This window comes from Paenibacillus sp. sgz302114 (assembly GCF_056120345.1).
The window spans coordinates 45,261-70,719 of sequence record NZ_JBVYOI010000012.1 but is presented as its reverse complement, the minus strand read 5'-3'; the positions used below and the strand labels follow the sequence as shown (position 1 = coordinate 70,719).

Genomic DNA, 25,459 nt, shown 5'->3' with positions numbered 1-25,459 from the left:
ATTTCAATTTCTTTTATTTCAATTATAGAGCTAAACTAATGAAAACGATACATGGGATAGCAAGGGGAGAGAGAGATGGCAGCGAATTCGTTTGGAGAGCGGTTCAGAATTACGACTTTTGGCGAATCTCACGGTGAAGCGGTTGGTGTAATCGTTGACGGCGTGACGCCAGGCTTGGAAATCAATGAGGCATACATTCAAATTCAGATGGACCGGAGAAAGCCGGGGCAATCGTCCGTGACGTCACCGCGCAAGGAATATGATCATGTCCATATTGTATCTGGTGTTTATGAAGGAAAAGCGACGGGGACACCGCTCACCATCATTTTGTATAACAAAGATATGCGTCCAGAAGCTTATGACGATATTAAGCATAGTTACCGGCCTGGACATGCGGACTTCACGTATATGCAGAAATACGGGCTTCGTGATCACCGGGGCAGCGGCCGGGCATCTGGACGGGAGACGGCGGCTAGAGTAGCAGCAGGTGCTGTTGCGCGCAAACTCCTTGAACAGAGAGGTGTCTCCGTAGTTGCGTATACCAAAGAAGTCGGTGGCATTGAATGCGGCACTTTCTCAGAGGAAGAGATTGAGAGAAATCCGGTCAGAGCGGCAGATCCAATTGCTGCAAAGAGAATGATTGAGCGAATTGAACATTTAGCATCCATTGGCGATAGCTGCGGAGGCATTGTCGAGTGCAGAATTCGGGGGCTTGCACCCGGTATTGGCGAGCCTGTCTTTGATAAGCTCGATGCCGAACTAGCTCGAGCAATGATATCCATCGGCGCTGTAAAAGGGATCGAGTTCGGCTCGGGGTTCGAAGCAGCGAGAATGCAAGGCAGCGAGCATAACGATCCGATGAGCCAGTCTGGATTCATGAGCAATCATGCTGGGGGGATTCTTGGCGGTATTAGCACGGGAGCGGACATTATTTTCCGAGTTGCGGTCAAGCCGACCTCCTCGATTTCGGTCCCTCAGCAAACGATTGGGGAGAACGGGGAGGAACAGATCATCGTTACAAAGGGCAGGCATGATCCATGTATCTGCCCAAGAATTGTACCCGTTGTAGAAGCGATGGCATGTCTTGTTCTCGAAGATCAGATTAAGCGGCAAGCAGTGATGCATGCATGAAGGATGATTTTCAAATAAATACCAGGTGTGATAATGTATTCGCATAAATCACTTCACACGTAAGGGGGATGATGGGCATGCCTTCTCGTATTTATGCGCAGGATATGTTTCTTCGTTCGATCGAGCTAGAGCGGGAGCGCGTGCCTGCTTTTGCCGAATATCCGTTTCATCTCGGGGCGATTCAGCGCCTCGAACGGTTGGAGTTTCATCCCAAGGTAACGTATATCGTCGGTGAGAACGGAATGGGCAAGTCGACCTTGATGGAGGCAATTGCCGTTGCGTGGGGCTTCAATCCGGAGGGGGGAACGAAGAACTTCACGTTCTCGACACATGCATCGCATTCGAATTTGTTCGAGTACATTCGGCTTGTGCGCGGGCTTAAGAAGGCAAGAGATGGCTTCTTCTTCCGTGCGGAGAGTTACTACAACTTGGCGAGCAACATTGATGAGTTAGATAAAGAGCCGGGATCGGGTCCATCGCTGATCGACTCTTATGGTGGGAAGTCGCTGCACGAGCAGTCGCATGGCGAATCGTTCTTCGCAACCTTCATGAACCGTTTCGGTGGTAACGGACTCTATATCTTGGACGAGCCGGAAGCGGCGTTGTCGCCGTTTCGGCAAATGGCGATGCTATCGAATATGCATGAGCTGATTCAGCGGAACTCGCAGTTTATTATTTCGACCCATTCTCCTATTCTGATGGCTTACCCGGACTCTATCATTTACTACTTGACGACGGACGGCATCGAGACGCGAACGCTAGAGCAGACCGACCATTACATCATTATGAAAGAGTTTCTGAACAATAAGGACCGCATGCTGCGGGAGCTGATGGAAGAAGAGTAGATCGAATGAAAAAGGAATGATTCAGATGACAATCCAAGCTGTTCTATTTGATTTGGACGGAACATTGCTTGACCGTCACTCTTCGCTATTAGAATTTGTGAGTGACCAATGGCAGCGATATTCCGAGTTGCAAATCGTTGACAAACAGAGCTTCGTTAAGCGCTTTATTAAGCTAGATAATTATGGCTATGTATGGAAAGACAAGGTGTATCAGCAGTTGCTTGAGGAGTTTTCGATTACAAACTTGGACTGGACTTTACTGCTCGATGATTACATCCACAGCTTCCAAAACCATTGTATAGGGTTTCCGAGCCTGTTAAGCATGCTTCAGCAGTTGAAGGAACAGCACATTAAATTGGCTTTGGTCTCCAACGGCTTCGGTCAATTCCAGTATGATAACTTCAAGGCGCTGCAGGTGGAACCCTTATTCGATGAGGTTCTCATCTCCGAGTGGGAAGGACTTCGGAAGCCTGACAAAGCCATATTTCATCGTGCGTTGACCAAACTTGGGGTAGCAGCCGAGAATGCTCTCTTCGTTGGAGATCATCCTAATAACGATATTCGGGCGAGCCGTGCAGTAGGAATGAAGGCGGTTTGGATGCGAAATAGTCAGTTTGAGCTGGTTGATGAAGCCGATGCTGATGCTGTCATTGACGATCTGGAGGAGCTTGTGAACATTGTGCTGGCATAATACGGCAGATGATACTCTAAGGAACTCCACAGAGGCTATTCGCTCCAAATTGCCGTGGTTGAAATTCTAAGGAACCCCAGACATTCTATTACGCCAAATTGAGCCTGATTTCGGTGGGAATAGGTGAAATAAGGTCACTATAGTTCTTTAAAACGGGAAAAGGGCAACTTTCAGGCAAATAAGCGCTGCTGAGTTCGTTAGGCGAATGGCGGGAAAAAAATGTAAACTTACGACGCTGGTTATAAGGAAAATTACCTCCATGTACAAGCCCAATCAAAATAAGCCGCCCTTGAAGGGCAGCCTACCGCAAAATCAAGCAATTCCTCTATTTGCACTTCTTCCGCCGCATGCTGGTGGCACCATGCCTAATTTCGGCACTTTTTGCTTTCTCTTTCATTTTACCCTTCGCTTTGCCCTTCCGCTTTGCAGTCGCAGTTGAGATCCCGTTATCGACCCCGCTATCGGCTCCGGTTCCAGTTCCAGTTCCAGTTCCAGTTCCGGCTGCGTCCGTATCCGTACTCTGTTCGCTCGCTTTCTCGTTTAAGTCCGAAATCTCCTGGATCTCAACCGCATCCCCGATGAACACGATGCCTTCGTTTTTCACGATGACGACTTTCCCAATCCAGCAGAATGGCACAGTAACCAACGTCCTTCTTCAAGAGTTTTTCACTCGCATACTCTAGGAATATGCTCGTACTCTTGCAGAAGCATTGGCGTATCTAGCGGGTACAGACGCCTTTTTTAGCGCTTCTTCACAATTCTCGACTCGATATAAGCAACAACCTGATACATGATCGTAGCCACCGCCGCAATAATGAACAGACTGCTGATGACTAACGTAAAATTGAACACTTGAAAGCCATAGATGATTAAGTAGCCTAACCCTTCTTTGGCAACGAGAAACTCCCCAACGATAACCCCGACCCAAGCAAGACCGACATTAACTTTCAATGTGGAGATGATCGCTGGGAAGGAAGCGGGTAGGATGACTTTCAAGAAGGACTGCCTTCTCGTCGCACCGAAGATCAGAACGACCTTCACATAATTCGGGTCGACCTCCTTAAAGGCGGTATAGATGACAAGTGTCGTAATAATGACCGTGATGGATAGAATGGTTGCGATTATCGAGAGTATGCCGGAGCCGAGCGCGACGATGAACAGCGGTCCAAGCGCCACCTTCGGCAGCGAATTGAGGACAACGAGATACGGATCGAGCACTTTGGCGAGGAAGGGGCTCCACCAGATCAGCGTTGCGAGAATAAGTCCGCTCAGCGTCCCTAGAACAAAACCGGCGATAGTCTCCGCAACCGTGACGCCGATATGGGGAAGAAGAGAGCCGTCGATGGCTTTGTCGTACAGCAGGCGGAGGATTTTGCTCGGATAACTAAACAAGAAGACGTCAATCCATTTGAGCCGTCCCGCGCATTCCCAAGATCCAAGGAAGAGAACGAGCAGCAGGATGCGGGCAATAAGTACGTAGAGCTTCTCTTTGTTGCGTGCTTTCTTATAGGCTTGATAGAGTTGCGCAGGATCCGTTGTGACTCGATGAGGCTCATGATTCCAATGATTCATAGCGGCTGTTTGCTCCTTTCCATTTGTTCGAAGGCTTGCCATACGAGGCGGAAAAATGGTTGAAATCCGTCCTGCTCACGCGCCTGAGTTGGCAGCAAATGAGCGAGGCTCGAAGGAATATCCACTTCCTTGTAGATGGTCCCCGGATTCGGCGCAAGAATGATGACCCGGTCGCTCATCGCAATCGCTTCCGCGATGTCGTGGGTGACCAGCAGCGATGTTTTGCGATGCTTCCGCAGCGTCTCGTAGATCAAATTCTCCAGCTGCAGCTTCGTCTGAAAATCAAGCGCGGAGAATGGTTCATCCAGGAACAGAACATCCGGCTCCGTCGCGAGCGTGCGCACAAGGGCAACCCGCTGCCGCATCCCGCCTGACAGCTCGCTCGGATAACTGTCCGCGTGAGAGCTTAAGCCCATCTCATCGAGCAGATGGAGCGCATATTCGCGCTTCGCCGGCGTCAGCTGTCTCATCAGCTCGAGTCCGATCATAATGTTCTCGCGGATTGTCCGCCATGGAAACAGATAGTCCTGCTGCAGCATGTAGCCGACTCTCGGTGTTGGCCCGCTCACCGGTTGTCCGAACAGCCGCACGTTTCCTTCCGACGGAGCAATCAAGCCTGCGATGATGGACAGAAGCGTCGTCTTGCCGCAGCCGCTCGGGCCGACGAGCGATACGAACTCGCCAGCTTCCACGCCGAGCTGAATCTGCTTCAGGGCGAGCTTGGCTCCATGTTCATTCACATAAACATGCGATACATGATTGACTTCTACAGCAATTGTCATGCCTGTCACTCCTTCAAAATGTGGAAAGAAGCCGCGCTGGCAAGCAGCAGGCGGCTAAAGCATCTTCCACATGAAACTGCATTATTTGACTTCTTTGATCGCTTTCTCTGCGTACGAATTATCGACGAGCTTGCTGTATTCGGCAGGCTGTTTCAGCTCGCCGGCTTGCGTCATAATATCTTGCAGATTCGCCCATTCCTCACTGTCAATGATCGGATCGGCAGCATAGGAGCCTTGATCCTTATACCGCTGTACTACACTGCGAATGAGGCCTATGTCGGTATCAGGGAAGAACGGAGCGACGGCATCGGCAATCTCGTTTACACTATGCTCTTGCACCCAGAGCTGGCCTCTGTACACGGCGTTCGTGAACTTTTGGACAGCATCAGCATTTTTCTTCATATAGCTGCTCTTTGTCATGTAAGCCGTATAAGGCAGGTGTCCGCTCTCGGTGCCGAAAGATGCGACAACATAACCTTTGCCTTGCTGCTCCAGCATCGTTGCGGATGGCTCGAATAACTGCACGAATTGCTCATCGCCGGAGGTGAAAGCAGGAACGATATTCGCGAATTCGACGTTCTGGATAAGCTCTAGATCTTTCTGCGGATCGATGCCATGCTTCTTCAGCACGAACTCGCCTGCCATCTGCGGCATGCCGCCTTTGCGCTGGCCGAGAAATTTGGACCCCTTCAGCATATCCCAAGTAAAGTTGTCAATCGGTGTGCGCGAGATGAGGAACGTGCCGTCTGTTTGTGTTAGCTGAGCGAAGTTGATGACCGGGTCATCCGAGCCTTGCAGGGAAACGTAGATTGACGTCTCGGAACCGACAAGCGCTACATCGATGTTGCCGCTAAGCAGCGCCGTCATTGTTTTGTCTCCGCCTGGCGTCGTCGTCAGCTCGACATCAAGCCCTTCATCCTTAAAGAACCCATTCGTAATGGCTACATATTGCGGTGCGTAGAAGACGGAGCGAGTCACTTCGCCGATGCGAATCTTGGTCGCTTCTGTTTTCTTCCCGCTGCAGCCTGCCAGTAATAACGTGATCATTACAGCGATGGCAGTCAGCACGATAAACGCTTTTTTCAATCTGATCCCTCCAGGCAATATCTTTAAATGTAGTTTCATGCTATGCATGCGCCTAGAAAGGGTGAAGGGTGAGTTACCATAAAGATGGAAATAAGTGAGATTTAATGCTCGTAAGCGCAACCAAAACGGTTTATAGTAAAGGGGTACAATCCATTATTGGCAGGAGGGAATCGAAGTTGAACCAATCGTGTTTGAACTACGCACTCACCGCTGAGGAACGGAAGACATTCGAAGAAACAGGTTATCTCATTGTGGAAGACGCGCTATCACCGGAACAAATCACCGAGCTGACTACGGAATTTGACCGCATCTATGAGCGTAAGCTCAGCGAGGGACATGACCCGAAGACGGCGTTATTCTATCCCAATTTCATTCCCGATCATGAATCGTTCCTATCGCTCGTTGATTATGAGAAAGTACTGCCGAAGGTGTGGGGCATTCTCGGCTGGAATATATACTTGTACCATGCCCATATGATATCAACGCCGCCGTCGGGTCAGACCAAAAATGATGGCACATTCGGTTGGCATCAAGACAGCGGCAGAGTAAACAAAGAGATCGAGACTCATCCGCGTCCGAGGCTGTCGCTCAAAGTCGCTTATTTCTTATCCGACGTCTCTGAGCCGGACCGCGGCAACTTCTGGGTCGTGCCGGGAAGCCATCTTCGCGATGAAATCGACATTCCTATTGATCGCCATGGTCAGCCGGAAGGGGCGATTCCGGTATGCGTAAAGCCCGGATCAGCCGTATTCTTCGATCGGCGGCTATGGCATGCAGGCACTCCGAACTGGTCGACAGAGCTGACTCGCAAAGTGCTGTTCTACGGTTACGGCTATCGATGGCTCCGCACGAAGGATGACATGACCGTCTCGCATCTATGGGAGCAGAGCGATCCGGTTCGCCGACAGCTGCTTGGAGCCGGGGTAAATTGCAACGGCTTCTACTCGCCGTCGGACGAAGATGTGCCGCTGCGGACTTGGCTGAAGGAGCATCAGCCGGAGCTTGTATAGAGCAGACACACGCCCAAAAAATTGTGGTCTCCCCGCAACTTTTTGACCGAATGTTCGTCTTCACACCATACAAAGAAAAGTAAAGCAGTGGGGATAGGTCATGAATAAATCAGTAATTGGAGCAGCTTCCATATGCTTGATGATGCTTACAGCTTGTGGGAATGCAGCAGCGCCGACTACTGCCGCTAAGCAGGCAGAGGCATTCAGCATAGAACAGGATCAGAGCGTCCCTTTCCAGCAGCAAGTCGAACCTATACTGGAGGAGCTCGTGAAGAAATACTATAGCGGGAACGAAGCGGAATTTAACGCACAGACGGATCTCTACTTCGATGATCGGGATTCATCTCATCCGCATCTGGTCTTTCTCATCAAACAGAAGGAATCCAAGGTGTTTCAAGCTTTTCGCAAGGAGATAGAGGCGAGGCTGGGGCTCCAGGTTATTTTCAAATAGTGCATTCCAGTTGCTCAAAGAAAGGCTTCGGTGACGTTGCTATGAACAAAAGCGAGCTTGATACGCCTTATGTGCTTATTGATCTTGATGCCGTGGATCGCAACATTGCGAGAATGCAGGATATTGCTGACCGTGCCGGCGTATCGCTTCGTCCGCACGCGAAGACGCACAAGCTACCGGTTCTTGCCCACAAGCAAATAGAAGCTGGCGCAGTCGGCGTAACCGTTGCGAAGCTCGGAGAGGCGGAAGTGATGGCGGCAGGCGGTGTCCGCGATATTCTGATTGCGTATCCGATTGTCGGGAAGCAGAAGCTCGAACGGCTTATTCGACTAGCCAAGCATGTCAATGTTACGGTTGCGGTGGACAGCTTTGCAGCAGCAGAAGCCATCTCGGTTGCGGCGATGGAAGCGAATATGACGATCGGCGTTCTCCTCGAGTTCGATTGCGGATTTCGTCGTGTGGGGCTTGAAGCCGGCGAGCCGGTGTTGGAGCTTGCGATGCAGCTCGTTCAACTGCCTGGCATCGAGATCAAGGGCATCATGACCTTCGGCGGGCAAGCGTATCAAGCTGCCGATGAATCAGAGCTGCGCCGAATCGGGCGGGAGGAAGGGCAGGCGGCTGCCGATACGGCAGAGCTGCTGAACGATGAGGGAATTGCTGCAGATATCGTGAGCGCTGGTTCGTCACCAGGCTCGCCATACACGGCACTCGTGCAAGGAGTGACGGAGATACGGCCGGGAACGTATATTTTCGGCGATCTCATGCAAGTAGCGCTTGGGGCTCAGTTACTGGAGGATTGCGCGTTAACCGTGAAGGTGACGGTCGTCAGCAGGCCTGAACCTGGCAGAGCGGTCATCGATGCAGGGACTAAAGTGTTCACATCAGATGGAGCCGCTTCGCCGATCGGGACGGGTAAAGGATATGTCGTCGGTCACCCCGGCATCAAGCTGGCTTGGATGTCAGAGGAGCACGGCATGCTGGAGCTAGGCGATAATGATCGGTCGCTCGCAATTGGCGACACACTTGAGATCGTACCCGTTCATTGCTGCGCTGTCATGAACATGGTTGACGAAGTTGCGGCGGTCCGAGGTGAAGAGATCGAGGCGTTCTGGGAAGTGCAAGGGCGAGGGAAGTCGAGATAGTAAGCGCCCGGGCAAGGTATCAGCCATTGTTGAAGACAGGTCTCCTCTTAGAGGTGACTTGTTTTTTGTTGTCGCGAAAGTATCATGTCCGGCTGCAATTGACTTCCCGGCGGAACGCATCACGAATCCGCTGGGAGCAAGCTGTTCCCTGATGTGCACCGGTGGCTGCTTCAGCCTTAAATTGGATTAAAGCTTCTCTAGGCAACAAGAAGGCACTCCTCTCGCGGAGTGCCTTTTCAAATATTGTGACTACTTCAACATCTTCTGCAGAAAAGCGATTGGCGTGGAAGAAGGATCCAGATCAGACAGGCCATACAAGTCACTCCAGCTGTAGATGATCAGAAATGGCAATAGACCGATGGCAACGACAGCAATAACGAAACCGAGCAACAGTAACCGTGCTGCTTTCCCCGCGTTCATGCTTCTCATCTCCTCTGAACCCTAGTCAAATGCCGTATCCATTATTACTCTATGCAGGTCTGAGATGAAACTGGTAATAAATTAGCATAAACTTACGTTAACGTGAGTAATTTTTGTTATGATAAGGAATATGACTAGTGGAAAGGAGAAGCGAGGGACGGATGATGAATGAGTCGCACAAATATACGATGGAAGAAGTGACCGAGCGTCTTGGCATTACGGCGCGAACGCTGCATTATTACGAAGAAATCGGCTTATTGCCTGCCGTGACTCGGTCCGGAGGGCGCCATCGCTTATTCGATGAGGCGATGCTGCAGCGGATTGAGCATATTTTGAAGCTGAAGCAGGTGCTTGGGGCGTCATTGGTTGAAATCCGCGAAATTATGCAAGCGGAGGAAGAGCTGGACCAAATTCGGGCGACGTACTACAGTGATGGGGCGTCGGATGAAGAGAAGGATCGGCTGCTTGACGAAGCTGCGCTGCGGTTGCGGGAGATCATTACGCACATTGACGAGAAGCTCGAGAAGCTTCAGACGCTTAGGCAAGGCTTCAGCGGCCGGCTAGAACGAGCTACCAGGTTAAAGCAGAAATCTGAGTAAGCAAGCAGGAAGAGGGAGAGTACGAATGGATCAATCGCGAAAATGGTGGATTTTGTCCGTAACGAGTCTGGGTTCCTTACTATCCGCACTCAATTTCAGCACACTCATCATTGCGCTGCCGGATTTGCTCAAAGGGCTGCACGCCTCGCTGCTGCAAGCGATGTGGGTGATGCTGTCTTATATGGTTGCGCAGACCGTTATGGTGCTTATGGCGGGTTCACTTGCTGACCGGTTCGGTCGCAAACGGATCTATATCGCAGGCATGATGTTGTTTACGGTTGTTTCGTTCGTGTGCGGTTTTGCAGATAACGCTCCGCTGCTGATCATCCTTCGGATTCTGCAAGGGGTCGGCGGAGCGATGGTAATGGCGAATAGTACCGCGATTGTCGCGGATGCTTTTCCGAAGGAGGAACTTGGCAAGGCGCTTGGCATTAATATCATGGTTATCGCAGTCGGCCAGATTATCGGACCTGTGCTCGGCGGCTGGCTGACGACCGCGTTCGGTTGGGAGTGGACCTTCTGGTTCAACGTTCCTTTCGGTATTATCGGCGTCGTGTGGGGCATGCGTGTCATGGGTGTGAAGGACGATAAGATTGCTGCTCCGAAGGCTGGCGGGCTTGATCGCGGCGGCGTTATTACGTATGTTATCTCGGTTACCGGTCTCTTGATCGCACTGACTTGGGGGCCGATTCAAAGCTGGACTTCGCCAGTGGTCTGGATTTCCGGCGCTACCTTCATCGTGTTGTTCCCGGTCTTCCTGATCTGTGAGAAAAAGCATCCGAATGCGCTCTTGCATCTGCCTTTGTTTACGAACCGAATCTTCTCGTTCGGGATCGTATCCGCAACACTGAACGCGATTGCCCGGATGGCTGTGATGTTTATGTTGATCTTCTATTTTCAAGGCGCGCTTGAGAAGGATGCACTCATTGCTGGGATTATGACCATTCCGCTTGCTGCTGGAATGCTCGTCGTTTCGCCGCTTGCCGGCAGCCTTGGAGATAAATACGGCGAGACGATGCCGGCGACGCTTGGCTTGTTCCTGAGCATCTTCGGACTGGTAGGTCTGGCGCTTGATACCGGAATGTCGACGCCGTTCTGGCATCTCGCAGTTTATATGACAATAATTAGTATCGGATCAGGGTTGTTCAACTCGCCGAACTCCAGTAGCATTATGAATGCAGCCGGGGCCAAATATCGCGGCGAAGCTTCCGGGATCCGCTCGCTCACAACGAACATGGGCATGATGCTCAGCATCGCGTTCTCCATGCCGATCGTGACGCATAGCATTCCGCATGATGCGATGCTGGCGATTTTCTCGGGGACGCAGGTTGGCATGAACGGCGACAAGTCGTCGCTTGACGGATTTATCAGCGGCTTGCATGCCGTATTCTGGTTCATGGCTGCGTTAATGGCGCTTGCTGCGGTAATGTCGTATATGCGTTCAAACAAGCGGTCGCATGGTTTGGGTCAGTCGGTTCATCCGAAGTAAGTGAGTAAGAAAGGAAAGTTAAGCAGTTCGCAGAAGGAGATTTTATTGAAATGCCGGATCGATCCGTATATTTGAAATTGTGGGCTGTATCGCTCTTATGGGGCTGCAATTATGTGGCAAGCGCTTATATGCTGCGCGATTTCTCGCCGATTTTCTTATCGTTTGCACGTCTTGTCGTCATGTCGTTGTTTCTATTGTCCGTAGCGTCCGTCAATCGCTCGATGCGTTGGCCGAATAAGCGGGAGTGGGGACTTCTGCTGTTTGCAGGCATTTCGGGCACATTGATTAACCAGCTGTTCTATTTCAAAGGCTTGCAGCATTCGACTGCCGGCAATGCAGCTTTAATTATTGCGCTGTCTCCGATAGCGACAACTCTGCTGGCACGGATGTTTCTGAAAGAAGAGTTTACTTTGCCGAAGCTGGCAGGTGCGGTCGTTGCGTTGACTGGTGTCATTTGCATCGTGCTGTTTGGCGGCAAGGAGCTTGGAATTTCAGTAGGGGATATTTACTTATTGCTCGCGATGCTGGGCATGTCCGTCAGTCTGTTATTCATCCGCAAACTGACTATCGCAATGTCGTCTTATGAAGTAACGATCTATTCTACCGTTATTGGCACGATTCTGATGACGCCGGCGGTTGCGTATGAAGGAATCGCTGGTCATCTGCACGGAAGCCACTATGCGATGACTTGGCTGCTGCTGATTTCTGTAGCGGTCATTGGTCAAGGGATAACCGGCTTCTGGTGGAACCGAGGCATCGCCGTCGTTGGCGCTTCCGTGAGCTCGATGTTCATGAACATTCCGCCGTTCGTTGCGATTATCGTCAGTTATTTTGTGCTTGGGGATTCAATCAAGCCCGCGCAGATCGCTGGAGGAGTGCTGATTCTCGCTGGCGTTGCGCTTAGCAATATGAAGCGGCGGGCGATTTCGCCGTCGGCGGCGAGTGTGGATGTATAGTAGGGAAAGCCGCGAGTATATGCTCGCGGCTTTTTTTGTTTAGACGGTGAATCGTGTTCCGAATAGGATGAGCACTTGGTTCGGAGCTGTCCGCTTAAGCACATAATATCCGCTGCCAGGTAATGGTGCCGCGGTTGCTTGGCCGTTGTTGGCTGGACGACACAGTGCGCCCGGTTGGCAGGACCCATCGTCTCGAATGAGCAGCTTGCCAAGCATGCCAACAGCAACCCATTCGGGCCGGCTTATTCGCGGAATGTATGGCTGGCTAGGGTCCCATGTAGGGTTAAGCTGCGGCTGTCGTTCCGTATGCGCGGGCACGAGTACATGTCCGTTCCGATCGAGAAGGGCAGGTACGTTCACGTCGTGGTAGAAAGTCCCTCCCCATTCGTCGGTGAGGAATTTGCTAGGCCAATTCAGCTCTGCATTGCCGGAGAGGAAAGCAGGCTTGCGGCTGGATATGCCGACGATGAAGGGATCCGCTGCTGTTGCAATGCGAACCTTATCGCCGACCAGTGCAAGGAAATAGCCTGGTTCAATGGGATTACCGTCCTCTGTTTCAAACATTTCGGCATAGTCGGCGGCTGGGCTGCTGACTGACCCATGGATCTTGACGTCGCCGGTGCTCAATATCGCTGCTGCAAGCCCGGGCGATGCGGCACTGCTGCCGTTGGCTAGGTACCAGGAGTAAGAGAGCGAGTTCGCAGCACCGAATTGGCCCATGATGTGGACGCCGTCAAGCATGTTCGTCGATGTGCCTAGACCTTCCGCGTGCGAGAAGGAGCTATCTGCGACAGTGTTGACTCCTTGAGCATGCGAAGCGAAGCCACTGGCTATTGCAACCGCGCCTTCGGCGTGTGAGGATTGGCCGCTAGCGATCGATTGGTTGCCTTCGGCATGCGAGAGATCGCCCGTTGCTTGCGACCGCTGTCCCTCCGCGTGGGCGGCGATGCCGGTCGCGGCGGTAAGATTGCCTTCGGCATGCGAAGCTCGTCCGCTTGCGGTGTTGGATACGCCTTCGGTGTGCGAGGTCTGACCGCTAGCAACCGTTTCTAGACCTTCGGCGTGGGAGTTGAGCCCCGTCGCTTGGGTCAGTTCACCTTCGGCATGCGCGTTAAGCCCGCTTGCCAAAGTCAGTTGGCCTTCCGCGTGGGAGCTATCGCCTTGCGCGAGCGTGAGTTCGCCTTCTGCGTGCGCGTAGAGGCCTCGTGCTATCGCAGCGCCGCCTTCCGCGTGCGAAGCAGGGCCGATCGCCTGCGTAGCGTAGCCTTCGGCGTGAGCGGCGAACCCGCCTGCCGCCGATAGGTAGCCCTACGCGTGGGCGGCCTCGTTCGCCGCGTCGGTGTTGCGGCCTTCGGCGTGGCCGTACAGCCCATGCGCCACCGAGGCGCCGCCCTCCGCATGCGAAGCAGGGCCAATTGCCTGAGTGGCGTAGCCTTCAGCGTGCGAGGCGAAGGCGCTCGCCGTCGTTTGAAAGCCCTCCGCGTGAGAAGCGGTTCCGCTCGCGGTGGTGTCAGAGCCTTCGGCTTCCGAGCAGCCGCCGGTTGCCTGGGCGTTACATTCTGCCATATGCATTCCTCCTTGAATCTATGAATATCGAAGCTGTTTAGATATTTTCACAAGTAGAAGCGGGATCCAAACAGGACGAGCACCCGGTTCGGTGCGTTCCGTTCTAAGACATAGTAACCGCTGCCCGGTGCTGTTGCCGCAGTGGCATAACCGTTGTCGCCCGGCTTGCACAGGGCGCCGGGCTGGCAAGAACCATCATCACGAACGAGCAGCTTGCCAATCATGCCGACTGCGACCCATTCCAGGCGGCCAAATCTAGGCATGTATTTCTTGCCCGGATCCCAATCTGGGTTCAGCTGCGGTTGGCACTCGATATGCTCGGGTACAAGTACATCTCCGTCCTGGCCGTGTTGGGCAGGAACGGTAACATCGTGGTAGAGCGTCCGTCCCCATTCGTCGGTGAGGTATTTCTTCGGCCAGCTCAGTTCGGCATTACCGGATAGGAACGCGGGCTTGGCGCTGGAGATGCCGACGATAAAAGGATCGGCTGCCGTTGCAATTCGAACTTTGCTGCCTGCTAAAGCGATGAAGTATCCAGGCTCGATAGGCTTGCCATCAAGCGTCTCGAACATTTCCGCATAGTCGGCAGCGGGGCTGCTAACTGCGCCGTCGATCTTGACGTCTCCGGTGGTTAATATTGCGGCCGCAAGGCCAGGCAAATCGGGAGTAATGCCGTTGGCTAGGTACCAGGAGTAGGGCAACATATTCGCGTTGCCGCACCTACCCATAATGTGTACCCCGTCCAGCATGTTCGTTGAAGTGATATGCCCTTCCGCGTGCGAAAAGTAGCCATCTGCTGTGGTTTCAAGGCCTTGCGAGTGAGCGTAGTTCCCGCTGGCTGTTGTCGTAGAACCTTCGGCGTGTGCGTATGAGCCGCTCGCTTTGGTGAAATAGCCTTCGGCATGGGTAAAAGCGCCGGTTGCCTGTGATCTCGAACCTTCCGCATGGGCAGCATTGCCGCTCGCGATGGTATCTGTGCCTTCCGCATGGGAGGCCCATCCGCTTGCGATAGTGGTGTCGCCTTCCGCATGGGCAGCGTAATTGCTTGCGATCGTGTTGCCGCCTTCTGCATGCGAACCCCATACGCTCGCTGTTGTTTTGTCGCCTTCTGCATGCGAATTCTGGCCGCTCGCCACAGTTTGGCTACCCTCTGCATGTGCATTAGGGGCACTGGCTGTCGTCTGCTGCCCTTCGGCGTGAGTTCGCATGTCAAGTGCCTTAGTGAGTTCGCCTTCTGCGTGCGCATAGAGGGCATTAGCCAGCGTGGCACCGCCTTCGGCGTGCGAAGCTGGGCCGTGTGCTTGCGCGGCGTATCCTTCGGCATGTGCGGCGAACCCCGACGCTGCCGTGACGTAGCCCTCGGCGTGGGCGACTTCGTCCGCTGCGATGCTGCCGCGTCCTTCGGCGTGCGATTGCGGGAAGAGCGCCTGCGTTCCGAATCCTTCGGCATGGGAATCGGCACCGACCGCTGCCGTGAGATAACCTTCGGCGTGGGCAGCTTCGCCCGCCGCATTGGTGTCGCGTCCTTCCGCATGGGCATAAAGCCCAAGCGCCGTCGAAGCGCCGCCCTCTGCATGCGATGCGGGACCAAGCGCTTGCGTAGCGTAGCCTTCGGCATGCGCGGAATATCCGCTCGCCGTCGTTTGATATCCCTCCGCATGAGAGGCTATGCCGCTTGCGGTAGTATCCTTGCCCTCGGCTTCCGAGCATTCGCCGGTTGCCTGGGCGTTACAATCCGCCATATGAAAACCCCCTTGATCTATGAAAACGAACTAATGCATTACATAGTATTACAGATATTACGTGTTTGATTGGATGGATGCGTTCATAAATGGAGTAGTTCGCAGCGGGTTTTATGGAGATGGCAGTGCTTGCGATTTCGAGAGAGCGAGGAGAGTGGAAGGATGGTAGTTGATTAAATTGAACTGGAGAGTAATGCTAAGAAATCATATAGGGTCTCTCAGCTGGGGAAACGATATTGATGTAAAAAGCAGCCGAGAGATCGAATACGATCTCTCGGGGTCATCATTGGCCAATATTTGGCGAAAATGCTGTTGAAAGGCCCTATACGAGCTTTCGGCTCCAAAATATATCGCGAATACTATCGAGAGATCAAATAGGATCTCTCAACCCTAGCTAAGCTGCAAATTCATCGCGCATATCGAAATCCCCGACTATTGCTATTGCCAATCCAACAAACTACCGCCCCCGCCGGAAATCCGACGGGCAGCGCCCCGCGCTGGATTTGAAGGCGCGGCTGAACGCGTGAATGTTCGCATAACCGAGCTGGTCGGCGATGTCTTGCATCGAAAGATGCGTGTACTGGATCATGTTTTTCGCTTTCTCGATTCGGATGTGCTGATGGTATTGGATTGGGGTCATCTGAAACATCGTTTTGAACAGATTAATGAGATAGAATTTACTCAGATGGAAGCGTTCGGACAGCTCGTCCAGCTTTACGATACGATGTGCGTTCTGGTCGATGTAGCTGCGCACCTCAGCCAGCAGCTCCATATGTCCGTCGCTTGAGGTCATGCTGCCCCAATATTGCTCGCGCATCATTTGTGCCAAGATGCTCAACAACGTTCCCTTCATCCGCAGCTCATAGAACGGAGGCTTCGTCTCGAATTCCCGAATGAGCTCGAACAACGACTGGGCAATCGGCAGCGCATCGCTCGGTCGAAAGAAATTCGGTATAAAGTGAGGAGGCGCATCCAGCTCATTCACTCTCAGCCAGCTTCGCTCCTTCGTCGTCATCGCTTCAAGCGGCTTGAACGACACGCCAATCTCGGCGCTCAGCGCATCCGTGTACAGATCGAAATGCACATGCGGCTGGCGTACGCGAGTTCCGCCGACATTTCGTATCGAATGCCGCTGTCCTGGCTTGAAGAAGAAGAAATCCCCTGCAGTTCCGTGATACACCTGATCCTCCACCGTCACAAGCAGCTGTCCTTCCATCAAATAGAGCAGCTCATAATCCCAAATGATCCGTTCATCTACCGTCCAAGTCTCGTCCAGCACACTATCAATGGCCACCCGAATATAAGGGGAGAGCTTATCAATCCGCAGCGTCATCCGCAACACCTCAACAATATTTGATAAATAACTAAACAATAACTGCTATCGGAAATCCAAACAAGACATTATATAATGAGTTCATCTTAACACAATATATGATACATGAGGTGAATGGGCATGCTGCAAAATAACGGTCTCGGACTAGGACTCGCTTCCGCTCCACTCGTCACAAACGCACGGACCCGCTCGATTTCGGCTGAGAATCCGAAAGGCGAGAAAGGTCAAGGCGGCAAAGAAGCAAGCAATCTTGGTATTGCTCGCAAAGGCAGACCTTGTATCACTCTCAAGCAGGGCGAAATCGCGACACTAGTCGATATTCAAGGTCCAGGTATTATCCAGCACTTCTGGATTACCGTTACCGATAAAACAGGCAAAGGCCACGCACAGCAATTTGTGCTTCGTGATCTTGTGCTGCGTATGTTCTGGGACGATGAGGCAACGCCGTCCGTTGAAGTACCGCTTGGCGACTTCTTCTGCAACGGCTTTGGCGTGCGCACGAATGTGAACTCGCTGCCGATTTCAGTCGTGCCGACAGGCGGCATGAACTGCTATATCCCGATGCCGTTCCGCAAATCGGCGAAGATTACGATTGAGAACCAGCACGCCGTCGATATTGATGGATTCTTCTATACATTCAATTACTCCCTAGTGGACGAGCTGCCGGACAATGCGGCTTACTTCCATGCACAATGGCGCCGCGAGCATGTGACCGATATCGCTCAAGACTTCACGATTCTGGATGAAGTGAAAGGTGCAGGGCAATATATCGGAACCTATCTCGCATGGGCTGCGCTGGAGCGCAATTGGTGGGGCGAAGGCGAGATCAAGTTCTTTATGGATGGCGATGAAGAATGGCCGACCATCTGTGGAACAGGTACTGAAGATTACGTTGGCGGTGCATGGTGCTTCAACAATTCGAAGACGAATGAGCCGGAATCATACTCGACTCCGTACCTCGGATACAAGTTCTATAAAGAGACGACGGAGATCGATGCTTGGTACGGCCACAATGTGCCGATGCACGGCATGTACCGCTGGCATATGCTTGATCCGATCCGATTCGAGAAGGATCTTCGCGTTACGATCCAACAGATTGGACATGACCATACGAAGCTGTTCGAGCGTGCCGACGATATTTCGTCCGTGGCGTATTGGTACCAGATGGAGCCGCACACGCCATTCCCTCAGCTCTTGCCAACAAGCAAGAGATGGCCTCGATAACTTACCTTTAAACACAAGCGTCCAGAACCTTGAGCTAGCTCGAGGGGATGGGCGTTTTTTTTATTTCCGCGAAACGTAAGCTTTTGACTAAAGGACGAATACAGCCGTTTTCACTTGCTTGACAGCAAACCAAATGGTTTTATATAATACAAAGCGAAACCAAAAGGTTTCGTATTGGAATTCACTATTTTCAGCCGAAAAGGGGATATTTAAATGTTGCTCGATTCCATTAATTACGGAGCAGTTGTAGTTACAGGCATTCTATCATTAGTGTTGGGATTTCTATGGATGGCGGTCATTTGGAAGAAACCGTACCAGCGCGACATGTATGGCAACACAGCTGATCGCACTTCGACGCCGAAGCCCTCCAAGGCGGGCATGATTCAATCCTTCGTACTGTACATTCTAGTCTCGTTCGTCACGTCGATCGCTTATGCGGTATGTTTGGAGCTATTCCGTTCAGGCGGACAAGCTTTCAGCTATGATGGCGACAGCTTCGCGCACGCGTTCTGGTTTACAATGCTATTGGCAGCAGGCTTCACGCTGCCTTTCACTGTTGGCAAGAAAGTGTGGCAGTTCAAGAGTTGGACGGTCGTTGCAGTCGATACATCGTATGAAGTGGTTCGGTTCACGATGCTATTGCTTATCTTCTGGAACTGGTCGTAGCACCTAACGTGTGAAAAAGCCGTACATTCACGTAACAAACCCGGTAAGCCCACAAGCTGCCGGGTTTTCCCATCCCCATAATCATCCTCATGCTCATCCTCTAGGCGCCCACAACATGACGGACACGCCAATGATACAAATCCCCGAACCAAGCCAATCATAGAAGTCAGGCGATTTTCGATCGACGAGCCAGCCCCACAGCACGGCAAGTATAATGAATACGCCGCCGTAGGCTGCATAGACCCGCCCAAACGAAGGGAAGCTCTGCCGCGTCGGAATGATGCCGTACAAAACAAGAATAATACTCCCCGCCAAGCCGAAGGACCACGAACGAGATTCCCGCAGCCATTGCCAGACCAAGTATCCGCCGCCGATTTCGGCCAGTCCCGCTAGGAGAAATAAAGCAATTGCGAGCAGCATGCGATTCAATCCTTTCCATTGAATTCCTCTGCACGTAGTATAGCCTGTACGGACAAACGAAGTAAATGAAGCAGGACCGAGCGCACCTATAATCGAAATAATAAGAAACCACATCCTCGTCACACACACGATCCATCCAACCTTTTCCAGTCCGCATCCACTGCCCGAAGCAGGTGCTCATTGCCGCACAAATGTCTCTTTTAACAATAAATACGGTCCAATTCAGCTTTTACGCACGAACCTGCATGAAAAGTCTATATCGAATCTTAAGGGACGCATGCTACATTGCAGATGTCAGGGTCACCTGAACATTGCTTAAGGGGGGTTCACATGTTGCGTAATTCCAATCATGTGAAGAGATCGAGAGTGATCAAGAAAGGATCAACAATAGTCATGGCTATTCTGATACTCGCTCTTGTTGGCTGCTCGAGTTCGAACAATAATACGAGTACTAATAACGCCGCCTCAAGTAACAAAACAACGAATGACAACACGACCGCAACAACGAATGATTCGACATCCACGAATGATACTGCAACGACTGACAACTCCTCCGCAACGACGACTGAGCCTCCAATGGAAATCAACTGGCATGGTAACTTCCAATTAGATTCGCTTCTTCCGGATAGCTACGTACAGAAGATTATTGAAGAGAAATTCAATGTCAAAATTAACTTCGTTTCTGCGAAGATGGACAAACTCAACCTGCTCGCAGCCTCCGGCGATCTTCCGGACGTCATGCGTATTGCCGATCCGAAGGATGTCGCAGCGCTGGGCAGCTCTGGCGTTTTGCTTGAGCTTCCGAAGGATCTGCTCTCCAAAGAGATGCCTGACGTAACGAGCTCGATCGATAAGGTTGATCCAGGTCTCTGGGGCTTGACGAACGTGAACGGCACAAACTACGCAATTCCGCAATACCTCGCTGTTGTTCCTTGGGATACAGGCATGGCTTGGCGCAAGGATGTGCTTGCAGATGCAGGAATCACAACAGTTCCTCAATCTATTGCTGATTATGACAGCGCATTCAAGTCGATCAAGTCCAAGGAGAAGGATATTCTCAAGGCTACAAAAGCAACGTCCAAGAAGCTCTACATGTTCAGCGGCGCTGATATTCAATATCCATGGAATGCCTACACCTGGTTGTTCGGCGCTTACGGCTCGATGCCTGGCACATGGCAGCTAGATGCAAACGGTAATATTGCACGTGCCGAGACGCTGCCTGGTACGAGAGATGCGCTGATTAAGCTCAATGAATGGTACAAAGCCGGCTACATCGACCCTGCCTTCGTAACAGACAAGGGTGACCAAATGGATGCAAAATATGCACAAGGCGCTTATGCGTTGACGACTAAAGGGATTGACGGTATTACAAGTCCGAACCCGGACTCGCTCCAGAAGGTAAATCCGGATGTACAGTATGACTTCACAAAAGCACCGACAGGCGATAACGGCCAGCAAGGTGTTTGGTCGTGGGGCAAGCGTCAAAACTTCATTGCATTCTCTGCGAAGCTGAAGGATCAGCCTGAGAAAGTAAATAAAATTCTTGAAATTATGAACGCAGTCGCAACAGATGACAGCCTCTTCTTGACAACGCACTATGGTGAAGAAGGCAAATCCTACAAGCTTGATAACGGCATTCCTGTTGTTATTCCTCCCTATGACAACGATAAATCGCCTGAATCCAACGCGCTCGGAACTGGCGGTCCTAACGGCGGTCTGTTCGGACCATTCGGATCGATCGATCTCGTGAAGAAGTTTACGAATCCGCAAATGGTTGACGCTTGGCAAACCTACTATGCCGGCAAGCCGGACGTTCTGTTCATGCTGCCGCTGCCATCGACGGCAAGCACGGATCAACGGATTCAAGACAAATGGAATGAAACGTTCATTAAGATCGTAATTGGCGAAGCGCCAATCACCGCTTACGACGACTTCCTGAAGTGGTTCGACTCAAACGGCGGCAAGCAGCTGACGAAAGAAGCGAACGATCTGTACACAGCAAGCTTCAAGAAATAAGAAGCAAGCAGGAAGACTTCCCGGCGCTTCAAGGCGAAGTCTTCCTGTCTTCCCTTCGCGCGACTAACGTGTTCAAGGAAAGGAGCAGGACATGGAAATTGCAAAAGAGTACAAGGCAGCAACCAAAGCGAAGGCCATTCGCTCCAAACCGACATTCTTGCATTCGCTTCGAAGCCTAGTGAAGCATTGGCAGCTGAGCTTAATGCTGCTTCCCGTCGTTGCCGCATTTCTCATTTTCAGTTATTTTCCGCTCCTGTGGCTCCTAATCGCATTCAAGGACTATAACATCGGCAAAGGATTATGGGGCAGTCCGTGGGTTGGCTGGAAGCATTTCCATATGATCTTCACCTATCCCGATATGATTCAGCTCATTCGCAATACCGTGTTCATTAGTTTGCTTAATCTTGGCTTCGGCTTCCCGGCAGCGATCCTATTCGCTCTGCTGCTCAATGAAATCAAACATTCTGCTTTTAAAAGAACGGTGCAGACATTGACGTACTTGCCGTATTTTATCCCTTGGACCATTATGGCCGGTTTCATCCTGCTGCTGTTCTCGGTCGACGGCCTTATTAATAATGTATTGGTCGATTACTTCGGTCTCGATCCTAAGAACTTCCTCACCAACAATGCATCGTTTATCCAACTGCTAATCGGCTCGGCGATCTGGAAAGGAATGGGGTGGAGCTCCATTATCTATCTCGCTGCAATCGCCGGTGTGAATCCGCAGCTATATGAAGCCGCGCACATTGATGGCGCATCCCGCATGCAGCGCATCGTTTCGATAACAATCCCGTCCATTGCTCCGGTTATCGGCATTACGTTTATTTTGCAGGTTGGGGGACTGATGTCATCGAACTTCGATCAAATTTATAACATGTACAACGCGCAAGTGTACAAAGTGGCGGATGTTATCGACACCTTCGTCGTTCGTATGGGCGTTACGCAGATGCAGTACAGCATCACAACCGCGATGGGGCTGTTTAAAGGCGTAGTCGGCTTCATCCTTATCATTCTCAGCAACTATATTATTCGGAAGACGAGCGATTCGGAGAACTCGCTTTGGTAGGAGGAGGGATGAGGCGATGCTGAACAAGAAGATGAATGTCTTGGATTATTTGAACTATCTGTTTATGACTCTGCTCTGCTTAACCATGATTTACCCGTTCCTGCATACATTCTCCTTATCCTTCAGTGATCCGATCGAGGCGAGTAAAGGCGGATTCATGCTTTGGCCGCGAGGCTTCCAACTTGATACGTATAAGGGATTGCTTAAAGATACGCTATTCTGGCGCAGTTACTTGAATATCGCAGCCGTAACGGCAATCGGGGTCGTCGGATGCTTATTCCTCACCTCCTGCGCTTCTTATGTTTTATCGCTGCCGCATTATCCGTTCCGCCGTTTCTTCACGATGTTCATCGTCTTCACGATGTTCTTCTCAGGCGGGATCATTCCAAGCTACTTGCTGACGAAGGATCTCCACCTCATGAATACATGGATTCCCCTTTGGGTTCCAGGACTTGTCGCCGCCTTCAATATTATTCTGCTCATCAATTTCTTCAAGCAGATTCCAAGCGAGGTCAGAGAGGCTGCAGTCATCGACGGAGCATCGGACTTTGCCATATTCACACGCATCGTGCTGCCTCTCTCGAAGCCTGTCCTTGCAACGGTGGCGCTCTTCCTCGCGGTCATGTTCTGGAATGATTGGTTCACGCCCTACCTATATTTAAATGATACGGATAAGTACACGCTGCCGCTTATCCTGAAGAAGTACGTGGTGAATAGCGAAATAGACGGCTTATCCGGATTTGTGAAAGCGACGAACCAGCAGGTGCTGCCAAGCCAAGTCCGTTCAACCGTTATTCTGGTGGGCATTCTGCCGACGCTGCTTATTTATCCGTTTATTCAAAAATATTTTGTCAAAGGGGTTACGCTCGGATCGTTAAAAGGTTAGTTTCTTGGTTCAAAGCGGTGGGGAGATCGACGCTTCAGTCGGTCTTCCTATAGCTGTTTATACGGACAAAGTATAGATATGGAAGGGGTCTGATCATGAAGCTTAAGTCCCGTTGGTTCCAAAATATATACGCCAAGCTGCTTCTTATTCTACTGAGCATCGCGATTATCCCTTCTCTTATTTCCAGTGTGTTCTCTTATCAAATTTCGATTACGAATGCGAAACATCAGAGCGAGAATTACAGCGAGCAGCTGCTGACACAAATTGCGAATAGCAACGATATTACTTTCGAGCAGATGCGCTCTTTCATATATGAAATTATGATCAATTTCAGCTACTACAGCGATGTGATGGAAAAGACGCCATACTCTGCAGCTTTTCTTGACGTTCGCATCGCGCTCGATCGGAAGCGGCAGGCTTATCAGAAGCATATTAAGAACTTCGCCATTATTGATCTCGCTTCCAAGAAGGTCATTACCTCGGTAGGCGGAATCTCGATCTACGGGATGGATGAATATCGAAGTCAAGTCGATAAGAACCTGATGCAGATGGTGACGGAGAAGGATGATAAGTCGCTGTCCAACGAGCTCGTACTGCGTCCGACCGGCGACAATCAGAAGGTGCTGACATATATTTTCAAATACGGTCCTGCCGCGGACGTTAAAGGGTTCATTGCCGTTGACGTCGATGCGAGCAGCATTACGCATCCGGAGCAGGAAGGCGATTACGGCAGCTTATTCGTTCGCAATTCCAAAGGGCTGATGCTGTCCGATCAGAACTTGAGCATGTTCCAGGCGAGCCAAGATCCAAGCACGAGAAGCGATTATGTCGTTATTTCGCAGCGATCAGCATCTTCCAGCCTGCAATATGATTACGTCATACCGAAGCATGCTCTGACGAAGAGCAGTGATCGCGTATTGAACAGTATTCTGTTCATCAGCTTAGGGCTAGTCGTGCTTGGTGCGCTTGCAGCATGGCTGAGCTCGAAAAATATTTATACGCCTCTCAGGAACTTGCTTGGCTATATCCGCGGCATGAATGGCGATTCGCTGGCGACGGCGCCGAATATGAACGAAATCAATTACTTGGAGCAGGCGTTCACACGCATGAACCAGGAGAATAAGACCTACCTCAATATGATTCGCAGCAACCAAAATGTGTTCAAGCAGCGTCAGCTGGCGTTGCTGCTAACTGGAGATATAGCAGGCTATCAGTCGCTCGAAGTTCCGAGCAAGCTTCGTCTGCAATTCCCGCATGACCGCTTCCTTGTGATGACGGTCGAGATCGAAGATGTGACTGCGTTCAAGGCGAAGTATACGCAGCTTGAGCAGCAGCTGTTATATTTTGCAGTGGAGAATATTACGGAGGAAGTGCTTGGGGAGCAGGGATCAGCGGTGGCCGGACATCTTGAGCCTTACCGGCTGGCTGTCGTCTTCAATTACAGCTCGGAGCGCACCGATCACGAGCAGCATATTGAGCTGTGCAAGCAGCTGAAGAACCAGATCGTCGGCTACTTGCATCTGTCGGTCAGCATCGGCATCAGCGAGCCGGCAAGCGATATCCACGCGATCAAATCCTGCTACGATCAGGCGATTCGGGCGATTTCGTATAATGTCTATTTTGGCAAAAGCAGTATCATCCACTATCCGAGCGTCGCGCAGATGGATAATCATCTCCTGTTCGATTCGAATTCGATTCAATGGAACGAGGTCAAGGAGCAGATTAAGATACACTTCCGCATGAATGAGTGGGACCGAATCGAGGCTACATTGACCGAGATGATCCATAAAGTATCGTACATCGGCATTACAAAGTCGGATGTGCAATATATTTTCTTGCAATACGTAGCGAGTCTCTCAGACCTGTGCGTGGAGTTTTCGCTGCAGCTGTCGGACGTGTTCGGCAAGCATTTCTATATTAACGAGAGTGCGGCAACACTGTCTACAATGGAAGAGTTGAAGCTGCAGATGACGACGATGGCGAAGCGGCTCTATGAGATGCTGGGAGAAAAGAAGACGCATATCCATACGGAGATGATTGAGCAGCTGCTGCACTATATTGAGGAGCATATTGAGGAAAATATTACGCTGGAGTCGATTGCGGAGAAGGTGTATATGCATCCTGCTTACCTCAGCCGAATCTGCAAGACGGTGACAGGGCTCAGCTTAGGAGAGCAAATTGTGCTCGCCAAGATTAATAAGGCGAAGAGCTTGCTCGTTCACAGTGACGATAAAGTCGGGAATATCTCGGAGCGGCTTGGTTATACCACCCCGAGAGCGTTCTATCGGATCTTCAAAGATTATACCGGCTTCACGCCGAGCGACTTCCGGAAGCGGGAAGGGCTGAAAAGCATTACGGAGTAAAAT

The 25,459-nt window shown here is 51.4% G+C and carries 25 protein-coding genes; 15 read left to right on the top strand and 10 right to left on the bottom strand.

Annotated elements, in window-relative coordinates; translation table 11 throughout:
- Nucleotides 1–75: 75 nt before the first annotated feature.
- The 3 genes from aroC (at nucleotide 76) to AC0LWF_RS22845 (ending at nucleotide 2,667) form a co-directional block, all read left to right on the top strand.
- Nucleotides 76–1,131: a chorismate synthase gene (gene aroC, locus AC0LWF_RS22855; RefSeq protein WP_474653843.1), complete on the top strand. Its 1,056-nt coding sequence runs from the start codon at nucleotides 76–78 to the stop codon at nucleotides 1,129–1,131.
- Between the two features lie 104 nt (nucleotides 1,132–1,235).
- Complete coding sequence (locus AC0LWF_RS22850; protein WP_474653890.1) at nucleotides 1,236–1,976, top strand: AAA family ATPase; 741 nt, start codon at nucleotides 1,236–1,238, stop codon at nucleotides 1,974–1,976.
- A gap of 25 nt (nucleotides 1,977–2,001) precedes the next feature.
- Entirely contained in the window at nucleotides 2,002–2,667 is a 666-nt protein-coding gene (locus AC0LWF_RS22845) for an HAD family hydrolase (RefSeq protein WP_474653842.1), read from the top strand.
- A gap of 325 nt (nucleotides 2,668–2,992) precedes the next feature.
- Here AC0LWF_RS22845 and AC0LWF_RS22840 read toward each other — a convergent pair whose 3' ends face one another.
- The 4 genes from AC0LWF_RS22840 to AC0LWF_RS22825 form a co-directional block, all read right to left on the bottom strand.
- On the bottom strand, nucleotides 2,993–3,313 hold the full coding sequence (locus AC0LWF_RS22840; RefSeq protein WP_474653841.1) for a hypothetical protein: 321 nt from the start codon (nucleotides 3,311–3,313) through the stop codon (nucleotides 2,993–2,995).
- 95 nt (nucleotides 3,314–3,408) lie between these two features.
- Complete coding sequence (locus AC0LWF_RS22835; protein ID WP_474653840.1) at nucleotides 3,409–4,239, bottom strand: ABC transporter permease; 831 nt, start codon at nucleotides 4,237–4,239, stop codon at nucleotides 3,409–3,411.
- Nucleotides 4,236–5,021 carry an ABC transporter ATP-binding protein gene (locus AC0LWF_RS22830; protein WP_474653839.1) on the bottom strand — a complete coding sequence of 262 codons (786 nt, stop codon included), beginning with the start codon at nucleotides 5,019–5,021 and terminating at the stop codon, nucleotides 4,236–4,238. The genes AC0LWF_RS22835 and AC0LWF_RS22830 overlap by 4 nt, the downstream gene beginning before the upstream one ends.
- An 81-nt stretch (nucleotides 5,022–5,102) precedes the next feature.
- Complete coding sequence (locus AC0LWF_RS22825; protein ID WP_474653889.1) at nucleotides 5,103–6,068, bottom strand: ABC transporter substrate-binding protein; 966 nt, start codon at nucleotides 6,066–6,068, stop codon at nucleotides 5,103–5,105.
- 215 nt (nucleotides 6,069–6,283) lie between these two features.
- Here AC0LWF_RS22825 and AC0LWF_RS22820 point away from each other — a divergent pair, with 215 nt between their 5' ends.
- The 3 genes from AC0LWF_RS22820 (at nucleotide 6,284) to AC0LWF_RS22810 (ending at nucleotide 8,710) form a co-directional block, all read left to right on the top strand.
- Nucleotides 6,284–7,117 carry a phytanoyl-CoA dioxygenase family protein gene (locus AC0LWF_RS22820; protein ID WP_474653838.1) on the top strand — a complete coding sequence of 278 codons (834 nt, stop codon included), beginning with the start codon at nucleotides 6,284–6,286 and terminating at the stop codon, nucleotides 7,115–7,117.
- 100 nt (nucleotides 7,118–7,217) lie between these two features.
- Entirely contained in the window at nucleotides 7,218–7,568 is a 351-nt protein-coding gene (locus tag AC0LWF_RS22815) for a hypothetical protein (RefSeq protein ID WP_474653837.1), read from the top strand.
- Between the two features lie 41 nt (nucleotides 7,569–7,609).
- Complete coding sequence (locus AC0LWF_RS22810) at nucleotides 7,610–8,710, top strand: alanine racemase (RefSeq protein ID WP_474653836.1); 1,101 nt, start codon at nucleotides 7,610–7,612, stop codon at nucleotides 8,708–8,710.
- Nucleotides 8,711–8,959: 249 nt separating this feature from the next.
- On the opposite strand, the gene AC0LWF_RS22805 is transcribed toward AC0LWF_RS22810, so the two are convergent.
- Complete coding sequence (locus tag AC0LWF_RS22805; protein WP_474653835.1) at nucleotides 8,960–9,130, bottom strand: hypothetical protein; 171 nt, start codon at nucleotides 9,128–9,130, stop codon at nucleotides 8,960–8,962.
- 161 nt (nucleotides 9,131–9,291) lie between these two features.
- Between AC0LWF_RS22805 and AC0LWF_RS22800 the strand changes: the two genes are divergently transcribed.
- Genes AC0LWF_RS22800 through AC0LWF_RS22790 form a run of 3 tightly spaced genes read left to right on the top strand, consistent with a single transcriptional unit; the run spans nucleotide 9,292 to nucleotide 12,174 of the window.
- Entirely contained in the window at nucleotides 9,292–9,729 is a 438-nt protein-coding gene (locus AC0LWF_RS22800) for a helix-turn-helix domain-containing protein (protein WP_474653834.1), read from the top strand.
- A gap of 25 nt (nucleotides 9,730–9,754) precedes the next feature.
- Nucleotides 9,755–11,218, top strand: a complete 1,464-nt coding sequence (locus AC0LWF_RS22795) for an MFS transporter (RefSeq protein WP_474653833.1) — start codon at nucleotides 9,755–9,757, stop codon at nucleotides 11,216–11,218.
- 50 nt (nucleotides 11,219–11,268) lie between these two features.
- Complete coding sequence (locus tag AC0LWF_RS22790) at nucleotides 11,269–12,174, top strand: DMT family transporter (RefSeq protein ID WP_474653832.1); 906 nt, start codon at nucleotides 11,269–11,271, stop codon at nucleotides 12,172–12,174.
- 39 nt (nucleotides 12,175–12,213) lie between these two features.
- Here AC0LWF_RS22790 and AC0LWF_RS22785 read toward each other — a convergent pair whose 3' ends face one another.
- The 4 genes from AC0LWF_RS22785 to AC0LWF_RS22770 form a co-directional block, all read right to left on the bottom strand.
- Nucleotides 12,214–13,302: a peptidase G2 autoproteolytic cleavage domain-containing protein gene (locus AC0LWF_RS22785; RefSeq protein WP_474653831.1), complete on the bottom strand. Its 1,089-nt coding sequence runs from the start codon at nucleotides 13,300–13,302 to the stop codon at nucleotides 12,214–12,216.
- A gap of 180 nt (nucleotides 13,303–13,482) precedes the next feature.
- Entirely contained in the window at nucleotides 13,483–13,740 is a 258-nt protein-coding gene (locus AC0LWF_RS22780) for a hypothetical protein (RefSeq protein WP_474653830.1), read from the bottom strand.
- Nucleotides 13,741–13,787: 47 nt separating this feature from the next.
- Nucleotides 13,788–15,482, bottom strand: coding sequence for a peptidase G2 autoproteolytic cleavage domain-containing protein (locus tag AC0LWF_RS22775; protein WP_474653829.1), 1,695 nt, complete (start codon nucleotides 15,480–15,482; stop codon nucleotides 13,788–13,790).
- Between the two features lie 457 nt (nucleotides 15,483–15,939).
- Nucleotides 15,940–16,815: a helix-turn-helix domain-containing protein gene (locus tag AC0LWF_RS22770; RefSeq protein WP_474653828.1), complete on the bottom strand. Its 876-nt coding sequence runs from the start codon at nucleotides 16,813–16,815 to the stop codon at nucleotides 15,940–15,942.
- A 120-nt stretch (nucleotides 16,816–16,935) separates the two neighbouring features.
- Here AC0LWF_RS22770 and AC0LWF_RS22765 point away from each other — a divergent pair, with 120 nt between their 5' ends.
- Nucleotides 16,936–18,039 carry a glycoside hydrolase family 172 protein gene (locus AC0LWF_RS22765; RefSeq protein ID WP_474653827.1) on the top strand — a complete coding sequence of 368 codons (1,104 nt, stop codon included), beginning with the start codon at nucleotides 16,936–16,938 and terminating at the stop codon, nucleotides 18,037–18,039.
- A gap of 213 nt (nucleotides 18,040–18,252) precedes the next feature.
- On the top strand, nucleotides 18,253–18,705 hold the full coding sequence (locus AC0LWF_RS22760; protein ID WP_474653826.1) for a DUF1761 domain-containing protein: 453 nt from the start codon (nucleotides 18,253–18,255) through the stop codon (nucleotides 18,703–18,705).
- Between the two features lie 93 nt (nucleotides 18,706–18,798).
- On the opposite strand, the gene AC0LWF_RS22755 is transcribed toward AC0LWF_RS22760, so the two are convergent.
- On the bottom strand, nucleotides 18,799–19,125 hold the full coding sequence (locus AC0LWF_RS22755; protein WP_474653888.1) for a YnfA family protein: 327 nt from the start codon (nucleotides 19,123–19,125) through the stop codon (nucleotides 18,799–18,801).
- A gap of 393 nt (nucleotides 19,126–19,518) precedes the next feature.
- Here AC0LWF_RS22755 and AC0LWF_RS22750 point away from each other — a divergent pair, with 393 nt between their 5' ends.
- The 4 genes from AC0LWF_RS22750 to AC0LWF_RS22735 all read left to right on the top strand — a co-directional run bounded on the left by AC0LWF_RS22750 (nucleotide 19,519) and on the right by AC0LWF_RS22735 (nucleotide 25,456).
- Nucleotides 19,519–21,141, top strand: a complete 1,623-nt coding sequence (locus tag AC0LWF_RS22750) for a type 2 periplasmic-binding domain-containing protein (protein WP_474653825.1) — start codon at nucleotides 19,519–19,521, stop codon at nucleotides 21,139–21,141.
- A gap of 91 nt (nucleotides 21,142–21,232) precedes the next feature.
- Complete coding sequence (locus tag AC0LWF_RS22745) at nucleotides 21,233–22,207, top strand: ABC transporter permease (protein ID WP_474653824.1); 975 nt, start codon at nucleotides 21,233–21,235, stop codon at nucleotides 22,205–22,207.
- 16 nt (nucleotides 22,208–22,223) lie between these two features.
- Nucleotides 22,224–23,093 carry a carbohydrate ABC transporter permease gene (locus AC0LWF_RS22740; RefSeq protein ID WP_474653823.1) on the top strand — a complete coding sequence of 290 codons (870 nt, stop codon included), beginning with the start codon at nucleotides 22,224–22,226 and terminating at the stop codon, nucleotides 23,091–23,093.
- Nucleotides 23,094–23,188: 95 nt separating this feature from the next.
- On the top strand, nucleotides 23,189–25,456 hold the full coding sequence (locus AC0LWF_RS22735; RefSeq protein WP_474653822.1) for a helix-turn-helix domain-containing protein: 2,268 nt from the start codon (nucleotides 23,189–23,191) through the stop codon (nucleotides 25,454–25,456).
- The last annotated feature ends 3 nt before the right edge of the window (nucleotides 25,457–25,459 follow it).